9 protein-coding genes and 1 pseudogene are annotated in these 8,560 nt (G+C 70.9%); 3 read left to right on the top strand and 7 right to left on the bottom strand.

What is annotated here, in order from left to right:
- From ACIRDU_RS38505 to ACIRDU_RS38490, 4 genes and pseudogenes are all read right to left on the bottom strand, one after another.
- A pseudogene (locus ACIRDU_RS38505) lies at positions 1-113 on the bottom strand (IS5/IS1182 family transposase); the annotation flags it as partial.
- A 99-nt stretch (positions 114-212) separates the two neighbouring features.
- The gene (locus ACIRDU_RS38500) at positions 213-908 is read right to left on the bottom strand and encodes a ScbR family autoregulator-binding transcription factor (RefSeq protein ID WP_403588873.1); all 696 of its coding nucleotides are present in this window, start codon (positions 906-908) and stop codon (positions 213-215) included.
- Between the two features lie 183 nt (positions 909-1,091).
- Positions 1,092-2,090, bottom strand: a complete 999-nt coding sequence (locus ACIRDU_RS38495; protein WP_403588871.1) for a ScbA/BarX family gamma-butyrolactone biosynthesis protein — start codon at positions 2,088-2,090, stop codon at positions 1,092-1,094.
- 260 nt (positions 2,091-2,350) lie between these two features.
- On the bottom strand, positions 2,351-3,043 hold the full coding sequence (locus tag ACIRDU_RS38490) for a ScbR family autoregulator-binding transcription factor (RefSeq protein ID WP_403588869.1): 693 nt from the start codon (positions 3,041-3,043) through the stop codon (positions 2,351-2,353).
- A 422-nt stretch (positions 3,044-3,465) separates the two neighbouring features.
- Here ACIRDU_RS38490 and ACIRDU_RS38485 point away from each other — a divergent pair, with 422 nt between their 5' ends.
- On the top strand, positions 3,466-4,308 hold the full coding sequence (locus tag ACIRDU_RS38485) for a BTAD domain-containing putative transcriptional regulator (RefSeq protein ID WP_403588867.1): 843 nt from the start codon (positions 3,466-3,468) through the stop codon (positions 4,306-4,308).
- Between the two features lie 56 nt (positions 4,309-4,364).
- Here ACIRDU_RS38485 and ACIRDU_RS38480 read toward each other — a convergent pair whose 3' ends face one another.
- Positions 4,365-5,111, bottom strand: coding sequence for a thioesterase II family protein (locus ACIRDU_RS38480; RefSeq protein ID WP_403588865.1), 747 nt, complete (start codon positions 5,109-5,111; stop codon positions 4,365-4,367).
- Between the two features lie 409 nt (positions 5,112-5,520).
- On the opposite strand from ACIRDU_RS38480, the gene ACIRDU_RS38475 reads away from it, so the two are divergent.
- Positions 5,521-6,342 (top strand): BTAD domain-containing putative transcriptional regulator, encoded by an 822-nt coding sequence (locus ACIRDU_RS38475; RefSeq protein ID WP_403588863.1) that lies wholly within the window; start codon positions 5,521-5,523, stop codon positions 6,340-6,342.
- Between the two features lie 55 nt (positions 6,343-6,397).
- On the opposite strand, the gene ACIRDU_RS38470 is transcribed toward ACIRDU_RS38475, so the two are convergent.
- On the bottom strand, positions 6,398-6,787 hold the full coding sequence (locus ACIRDU_RS38470) for a hypothetical protein (RefSeq protein ID WP_403588861.1): 390 nt from the start codon (positions 6,785-6,787) through the stop codon (positions 6,398-6,400).
- A 152-nt stretch (positions 6,788-6,939) separates the two neighbouring features.
- Here ACIRDU_RS38470 and ACIRDU_RS38465 point away from each other — a divergent pair, with 152 nt between their 5' ends.
- A complete protein-coding gene (locus ACIRDU_RS38465; RefSeq protein WP_403588859.1) occupies positions 6,940-7,845 on the top strand; it encodes an SRPBCC family protein in 906 nt (301 codons plus the stop codon).
- On the opposite strand, the gene ACIRDU_RS38460 is transcribed toward ACIRDU_RS38465, so the two are convergent.
- Positions 7,832-8,560, bottom strand: a 729-nt coding sequence (locus tag ACIRDU_RS38460; protein WP_403588857.1) for an alpha-isopropylmalate synthase regulatory domain-containing protein, incomplete at its 5' end; no start/stop codon positions are given. The two genes, ACIRDU_RS38465 and ACIRDU_RS38460, sit on opposite strands and share 14 nt — an antisense overlap.

The raw sequence follows: 8,560 nt of genomic DNA, 5'->3' as shown, positions 1-8,560 counted from the left end.
GCACGGTCATCCGCCGGCAGTCGGCCTGGATACCGCCGACGCCGCGGTGGGCGAGGCGGGAGCAGCGGAGCGACACGATCCCACAGGTCATCAGGTACAAGATCATCCGACACCCGCAGAACTCTGCCGCCCACCAGCCCAACTGCCAAGCCTGTGAGCCAAACTCATTCTGAAACGATCAGTAAGCCGGCGTGACCGAGGCGGACGCGGGATCACGCCGTCACGGTGGACGGCACCTGTTCCGGGGCGGCGTCCTCCTGCTCCTCCGGGGGAACACCGCCCACCTCGGCGAAGACCGCGGCTCCTCGTGCGGCTGAGAGATCCACCGCTGCGAGGACCGAGGGAAGCACCACGCTGGGCAGGACGTGACGCAACATCACCGAGATCCGCTGATCGAGGTCCTGATAGTTGCTGACGACCTGCGACATGGACTGCACCCCACCGAAGGCGGCCACCAGGAACTCGGCGGTCTGTGCGGGGACCACGTGCGAAAGCAGCTCACCGCGTTCCTTGCCCTGCTCCAGCAGGTCGCCGATCACCTCGCTCCACCGCAGGAAAGGCCCGCGCCGGTCCAGATCTATCGCCTGCTGATCGAGGGCCAGCCGGGCCCCGGCGCGCACCATGGGATCGGTCTGCATCCGGTAAGCCTGCAATGCCACGGTATCCACGACTTCCTGCGTCTTGCAGGAGCGCTCAGGGACGGCCAGCTGCTGGTCCTGCCCGTGGAGGACGCCCTGGGCGACATCGTCCTTGGACTGGAAGTGGAAGTAGAGCGCGCCCTTGGTCACGCCGGCAGTCTTCAGGATTTCGGTGATGGTGGTCGCCTGGTACCCGTGTTCCTCGAATACCTTGGCGGCCGCGAGAAGGATCGTCCGACGGGTCCGGATCGCACGGTCTTGTTTCGGCACAGCCTTGCCTCCTTTTGCTTGATGAACTCGATGGAGGCCCACACAAAGAAACCGCCGAGTACGTATCTTACTCTGCTCGGAGAGGTCCGGACAGGGGTAAGCGGGAGGAAGCAGTTCGAAGCGGTGGCAGCGAGGCCGACGACGGGCCGCCCGGAGCCGGGAGCGGACCACGTCACGTCAGCGTCAGCAGGGGTGGGGCCGGGCGGTGACGGTGGCCTGGAACGCTTCGGCGCCCTGCTGCACGGCGGTGACGAGAACGGTGGACTGTGCCGAAGACGAGCCGGTGACACGGGCGGTGATCCGGCAGGGGGCGTCCAGTTCGACGTAGCGTCCGTAGCGCGCGGTCAGGGACAGCAGCACAGCGCCCTGGCCGAGAGCGTGGGTGGCCGCCTGGCGGGCGGCTTCGGCGAGCAGCATGCCCGGTACATGATCCACGGGATGGTCGAAGAGGACCGGGTGCCGGGTGTCGACGCGCAGCGTCCACTCGTCCTCGCGGCCGGTGGGGGAGAGAACCACGTCCCTGGGTGAGAGGCGACCCACGTGCTGAGGGGGTACCGGGGAGGTCAGCGGCGCAGCCTCGGCGCCGGCCGAGGCACGCAGCCGGCTGTAGGCCCGCGGGGAGATGCAGGTGTATGCGGCACCACCGGTGGCCACGGTGCGGCCGCCGATGCTGATGATCACTCGGTATCTTCCCCCGACGTGCTGGCCGCGTCGTTCCTGGACGGCGTCGTGCGTCACCGCGAGGGTCACTGTGTCGGGGGTCGCTGGGATGCCGAGCTGGTCCGGGAGGACGGAAACAGACAGTTCGCTCATCAGGAACTGATGCCCGAGCGGAACACCCAGTTCTGCATGGGCGAGGAGGGTACCGGCCTGACGGATCGTCTCAGCGATCAGCAGGGGGTCGTAGTGAGTGTCCTCGGGGAGCGCGAAGAAGCAGTGCCGACGGGGCCACTGCGCGGTCACGCTGAAACCGCCCCCGTCCCGTCGCGACCAGTCGCTCAGCAGGACCTCGGCGAGCGCGGCCCGGTGCACGAACTGCCGGGGGACCGTCGTGGTGAGCGATGGCACCTGCGGCGCCGGGTCCTGCGCTGCCCGCGCAGGCTCGGGCCGGGGCTGCCGCTGGGCGGTTGCGGACGCGAGCGCCCGTGGCGGGGCAACGAGGACGGTGGTGTGCACGGACATGACGAAACCCCCAAGGTCATGACGAACGTGGACGACGAGGCCAGGCTGTCGTCGACGAATATACAGACCCGCCGGTTTCTTTCACAGCTTTGAGCGGTCCGTGAAGTGACGGGATTCGGAGTGGGATGTTCCGACATCTAGTGGAATGGGACCCTCCGCCTCTCACGGGCCGCTCCTGACGGGCCGCTCCTGACACCCGAGGCTGACCGCCGGACCGGACAGGGGCTTGTCGCGGACGGAGAGCGGCTCTCGAAGGGCGTTCAGTGCGCGAGGGCCACGGAGGGCGGGGGCACGGCGGTGCCGAAAGCTGCCCGGTCGCCTCCTTCCCGGCTCCCGATGCCGGTGACGGAGTCGGCCCGCAGCAGGGCCGCAAGCGTCTCAGCCGTTGTCAGCCGCGGCAGCAGGAGCCGCCAGAATCGATGGAGTGTGCCGGGCTGCAGCCACTTCGGCTGACGACGCCCGAGAGCCTCGAAACCGGTAGTGGCGCCTACGATGACGTCGGCCATCTCCTGCTGCGCCACTCCGTGGGCGAGCAGCCGCTCCCGGCCGGCCTCGGCGAGGAGCTGCTGGACGCAGATCTCCCATTCCCGGACCAGATCCAGCCCGCTCCCGTGTGGTGAGTCGCGGCTCAGCCGGAAGCCGGCGCGGACCACCACGTCCGTGCGGATCAGCTCGGCCAGGGCGTAGGTGGTGGCGGTCAGCCGCTGGAGGGCGTTCATACCGGGGCGCTGGGCCCTTTGTGCCGCCCGGCGCAGGCTGACCGCCGCGGTCGCCTCAACGGTCGCAGCCACCGCCGCCTTGTTGGCGAAGTGGAAGTGGAGCGCGCCGGCGCTCACGCCCGCGCTGGAGCTGATGTCCGCGAGCTTGGACTGGACGTACCCGTTGCGCTCGAACGCCTCGGCGGCGGCATGGATGAGTGCCTGGCGGGTGCGTACGGCACGTTCTTGCTTCATGGCTGTGGCTCCTCGTGAGCGGGTCACTACATACCATCATTATCAAACCAGCATGCCGGTTTCTAGTCCTCGGGGCTACCGGGCTTCATCTCCCGCGCGCCCCCGCGGGCACCGCTACCTCCCGTTCCCGGGCGCACGGCGGGGCGGTTGCGGGTCTTCCCAGTTGAGTGCATCCCCTCCCGAGAACTGACATGTGTCAACCCGTCAGCGCCCGGGGGGCCGGAAGTGTCACAGTGCCCACCGGTGTCCGATCCGGCTGGACTTGATCACTGCCTGTTAACGGGTGGACGGCGCTGCCGACTGGCAAAGAAACAGTCTAGACGGTTTTATATTGACAAACCGCTGTGCCTGTTTTTTACTCGACTCGTCCCGAGCCCGGTGGCTCATGACCGCAGTGTGAAGACACGAACAGGGGATACGGCGTGGACATCGAAGTTCTGGGCACATTGGCCGTCAGGGAGCACGGGATACCGGTGACTCCGTCCGCGCCGAAGCCCCGTCAGGTACTCGCGCTGCTCGCGCTCCGTGCCGACCAGGTGGTGCCGGTGGAGGTGCTGACCGAAGAACTGTGGGGGGACCGGCCGCCGCGCAGCTTCCGCACCACCCTGCAGACGTACATCCTCCAACTGCGTGAGCTGCTCACCGCCGCCCTGCGGCACGCTCCTGCCGGAGACGTGTCCCGCACCGCCAAGGACGTCCTGGTCACCACCCCCGGCGGCTATCTGCTGCGGACCTCACCGGGCGGCAACGACGTGCGGGAATTCGACCGGCTCGCGGGCATGGGCTATCGGGCACTGGACGCGGAGGACTTCGCCGGTGCCAGCCGTCGGCTGACCGAGGCCCTCGCCCTGTGGAACGGCCCTGCCCTGGCCGGGATGACGGCCGGGCCGCAGTTGGAGATGGAGATCCGGCGCCTGGACGAATCCCGGCTGTGCGCCCTCTACCAGCGCATCGAGGCCGACCTCAGGCTGGGCCGGCACCGGGAACTCCTCGGCGAGCTCACCGTCCTGGCGGGCCGTTACCGCACCCACGAGAACCTGCACGGCCAGCTGATGCTCGCCCTGCACCGCTCGGGCCGCAGGGGCGAGGCGCTCGGCGTCTACCAACGGCTGCGCCAGTCGCTCGTACGCGATCTGGGCCTGGAGCCCTCGGCGGGGTTGCGGCGCCTGCAGCGCTCCATCTTGATGACGGGGCCGGAGGCCGCCCTCGACCCGGTGCCGGCGGAGTTCTCCGCCACGGCCGATCGGCTGGCCCGCGTCGGCTGACCGCACCCGGCATCCGTGCGCCCCACGTGTACGGGAGGAGCCCGGCCCGCCGGGACTCACTGCGCCGGTGCTCCGGCACCGGAAGCGGACCCCATGTGCCCCGCTCGGACCGCCTCCCGGGTGATCAGGGCGGCCAGCGGCGCAGGGTCGTCCAGGAAGTAGAAATGGCCGCCGTCGAAGAGATGCAGGCCGAGGAAGTGTTCGGACGCCTCGGACCAGGGGGCCAGAGTCCAGGGGGGCGAGGCATCGTCGTCGCGCCCGCCGAAGAGGGAGAGCGGGACGGGCAGCGGCGTGGGTGGCCACACCGGATTCCAGGTCTCCGACAACTTCAGATCACTGCGGATCGCGGGCGCGAGAAGCTCCCACAGCTCCGGCTCGTCGAGCACCGCGGACGGGGTGCCGCCCAGCCCTGCGATGTGACGACGCAGCTCCGCGTCGGGCAGCAGATGCCGGAAGGTCCGCCCGGTCCCGTCAGGGCGGGGCGCGGCACGCCCGGACAGGCCGAGCCAGACCGGCGGTGTGCGGCCCTCGGCGAGCAGCAGACGGGTCAGCTCATAGGCGGTGGTACTGCCCAAGCTGTGCCCGAAGAAGGCGAAGCGTCCGGTGAGTTCGCCGTCCAGCTCCTGCAGGAAATGGCGGGCCAGCGCGGTGGCGTCCTCGATCGGCTCGGCCCGGGTGAGCATGCCCCGGCCGGGGGCATCGGGGATGCGGACCTGCCAGTCCGCCGGGAAGAGGGCCGGCCAGTCGCGGTACATCAGATGTGAACCGCCGGCGTGGTGGAACACGAACAAGCGCAGGTGCATGGTCTTCTCCGCGATTCGAGTGGCGAGGCGTGCCGCACACGCGGACCCCGGCCGTGGCTCCGGTTCTCCGACGGGACGCTAGCCGCTTCGGTCTCCCGCGGACCTGGCCTGCGAGTTCGCCTCCAGCGGTGCTGCACACCGCCTCCAGGGGCCGCGCGCCGCACGACACTCCGTCCAGCCTCGCTCAAGGGGCGCCTGACCGCAGGACCGGGAGGTCGCGTACGCCGCTAGCGTGCCCGGCGTACCGGAGGCGGACCGGACCGGAACCCGGCCGTACGCACCGGACGGCGCACCGTCGCGCACCCGGGGAACCCGGGCCCGCGGATCTGCCGGGATGCCGCGGAGGACGCCGTCGCACGCACAGCACGAGCCGTACGCACCGTACGCGCCGTACGAACGGGAGGACGTCATGGACATCCGGCTTCTGGGGTCACTGGCCGCCGAGGTCGACGGAGTGTCGATCGTGCCCACCGCCGGCAAACCGCGGCAGATACTCGCCCTGCTCGCGCTCGAGCACGGGCACATCGTGCCGGTGGCCACCCTGATCGAGGAGCTGTGGGACCAGGCGCCGCCGCGCAGCGCCATGACCACCCTGCAGACCTATGTCCTCACTCTGCGTCGCAACCTGGGCACCGCCATGGGCCCCGGCCTGCCCGGTGCCGTCAAGGAGGTCATCGCCACCCGTCACGGCGGCTACCTGCTGCAACTGCCCGCCGACCGGATCGACGCCGCCCGTTACGAGACTCTGCTGGCGGCCGGTCAGGACGCCGCCGGGAAGGGCGACGACGAGCGCTGCGCCACCCTGCTGCGGCAGGCCCTGGACCTGTGGCAGGGCGAGCCGCTGGCCGACGTACCGCTCGGACCGGTGCTCGCCGCCGAGGCGTTGCGCCTTCGGGAGAGCCGGCTGGTCGCGGTGGAACGGCGGATCGACGCCGAACTGCGGCTCGGCCGGCACGGCGTACTGCTCGGCGAGCTGACCGCGCTGACCACACGTCACCCTCGCCACGAGGGCCTGCACGCGCAGACCATGGTCGCTCTGTACCGGTCGGGCCGGCGGGCCGCCGCGCTTGAGGTCTACCAGCGCCTGCGCACCCGTCTGGTCGCCGACCTCGGCGTGGAGCCCTCTCCGCAGCTGAGCCGCCTTCAGCACGCGGTCCTCACCGACGATCCGGTCCTGGACGACCCCGCGCCGTTCCGGCGCGGCACGGCCTTCGGCCTGTACGCGGCCTGAGGTGGCGTGACGGAACGGTCCCGGTGTACGGCCGCGGTGGCCCCTACCGGCCGTGTCACAGGGGGGTGTCGCGCAGAACGCGGCGGTCCGTGACCAGCCAGTCGTCGCCGAAGCGGGTGAGGACGTCCTCCACCACCATGACCCGCAGGCTCCCGGGCCCCGCTGCGGCAGCGCGGGAGAGGATGCTGCAGCGGGTACGCAGGGTCGCCTCCTCATCCGGGTGGACCTCCAACTTGCCTATCCAGTACCGGCTTCCGGGGCTGGGATCCGGCCCGGCCGGAGTGCTGCCGGGGGCGAAGGTGGCGGCCAGACCGGCTGTATCGGCGGCCCGGGTCAAGTCGAGCTGACGGGTGTAGAAGCGTTCGGCTTGCGCATACAGGCCGGAGAAGCGGATGCGAGCGGCCACCTCCGCGGCGGGGCGGGGTGTCGTTGTCGCGGCAGTCATCGGCATACGGCTCACCTCTCGGCTCGGCGCAGCTCCGGTCGCTGCGTGTGGTCCACCGTGACCGCATCGTCTTGAGCGGCCTTCGAATCCGCCTCGAGCCCGCCCGCCCACCATGGGCGGCGACCGGCTGCCGGGATGTGAGGAGTGGGACGATGACGGTGCTGGAGCGAGACCGGGATCGTGTGCGTGAGCGGCATGCCGAGGAGCGCACGCCGGTCGCCGCATCGGCCGCCACCGTGTACGGAATCCTCGCCGAGGTGACCGAGTGGCCCTTGCTGCTGCCGTACGTGGTGCACGCCGAGCCGCTGCCTCCGTGCGCCGCTTCGGGCACACGGACGCGGATCTGGGCCGTGCGCGACGGGCAGTTCGCCTGCTGGGTGTCGCGGCGCCGGTACGACCCGGGGCGGCAGCGCATCCACTTCGCCTGCACGACGGCCGACGGCGGAGGCGGCGAGGGGGAGTGGACGGTGACACCCGACGGGGACGGACGGTGCGTGCTGAGGGTGCGGCACCGGCTCGGGCCGGTGCCGGCCACGGTGGTGGCCCGGCTGCTGTGTGCGGTGCGCCGGCGCGCCGAGGAACGCGAGCGCGGTGAACTGACCGTGTCCCGCTTCACGCAGGAGACGCCGCTGCAGGGTCCGCCGGAGGTGGCCCTGGACTTTCTCCACCGGGCCGAGGACTGGCCCGGCCGGGCCGGTGAGGTGGTGCGGGCGGCCGAGGTCGAGGAGCCGGTGCCCGGGGCCCAGCTGCTGACCCTGCGCACCCCGCACGGCCGCACCGTCCGCTCGGCGCGGTTGTGCTTCCCGTATGCCGGGCGCCTGGTGCACCGGCAGACGTCCACCGCAGGTGTGCCCGGCGCGGCCGGGCACACCGGGGAGTGGAGCGTGCTGCCGGGTGCCCGGGGGACGGTGCTGCGCGCCCGGCACAGCGTGCTGCTGCACCGTCCCCCGGGCGCCGCCGCCCCCGGTGACGTGGCCGGCGAACTGGCCCGCACCGCTCGGGTGCTCGCCGACGCCGCCCGTCGCTGCGCTTCCTCGGCGGGCGTCAGGATGCTGTGACCAGTGCCGTTCCCGGGAGGGGAAGGAAGGGACGGGAGCATCGGTCGCCGTCGGCCGGGTGCACTCCCAACCGCAGCAAGCCGTAGGTGATGGCGTCCTGCAGGGCCTGCCAGGACGCGGCGACGACGTTGTCCCCGACACCCACCGTGGACCAGCGGGCGCTGTCGTCGGTGACGGTGACCAGGACCCGGGCGGGGGAGCCGGTACCGTGCGCCCCCTGCAGGATCCGCACGCGGTAGTCGACCAGTTCGAAGGCGGCGAGTTCCGGATAGAAGCGCTCCAGAGCCTCCCGCAGCGCGTTGTCGAGGGCGTTGACCGGGCCGTTGCCCTCGGCGGTGGCGATCACCCGGCGTCCGCCGACCCACAGCTTGACGGTGGCCCCGTTGGCGTGGGTGCCGTCCTGCAGATCCTCGGCGATCACCCGCCAGGACTCGATCCGGAAGTACGGGGTCGGCTCACCGCCGGCCTCCGCGCGCAGCAGCAGTTCGAAGGAGGCGTCGGCCGCCTCGTAGGCGTACCCCTGCCGTTCGCGTTGCTTGACCCGCTCGACGATGCGGCCGACCAGTTCGCGGTCGCCGCCGAGGTCGACGCCGAGCTCCTGGGCCTTGAGTTCGACGGAGGCGCGTCCGGCCATGTCGGAGACGAGCATCCGCATGGTGTTGCCGACCAGTTCGGGGTCGATGTGCTGGTAGAGGTCCGGGTCGACCTTGATCGC

The sequence above is a fragment of the Streptomyces sp. NPDC093598 genome, from assembly GCF_044764825.1.
Taxonomy (GTDB): Bacteria; Actinomycetota; Actinomycetes; order Streptomycetales; family Streptomycetaceae; genus Streptomyces.
This window is presented reverse-complemented; position numbering and strand designations above follow the sequence as displayed.

What these genes read in the sequence shown, in the direction of transcription:
- ACIRDU_RS38495 (WP_403588871.1), bottom strand. Translation starts at nt 2,090, where the DNA reads ATGTCCGTGCACACCACCGTCCTCGTTGCCCCGCCACGGGCGCTCGCG.
- ACIRDU_RS38490 (WP_403588869.1), bottom strand. Translation starts at nt 3,043, where the DNA reads ATGAAGCAAGAACGTGCCGTACGCACCCGCCAGGCACTCATCCATGCC.
- ACIRDU_RS38480 (WP_403588865.1), bottom strand. Translation starts at nt 5,111, where the DNA reads ATGCACCTGCGCTTGTTCGTGTTCCACCACGCCGGCGGTTCACATCTG.
- ACIRDU_RS38475 (WP_403588863.1), top strand. Translation starts at nt 5,521, where the DNA reads ATGGACATCCGGCTTCTGGGGTCACTGGCCGCCGAGGTCGACGGAGTG.
- ACIRDU_RS38470 (WP_403588861.1), bottom strand. Translation starts at nt 6,787, where the DNA reads ATGACTGCCGCGACAACGACACCCCGCCCCGCCGCGGAGGTGGCCGCT.
- ACIRDU_RS38465 (WP_403588859.1), top strand. Translation starts at nt 6,940, where the DNA reads ATGACGGTGCTGGAGCGAGACCGGGATCGTGTGCGTGAGCGGCATGCC.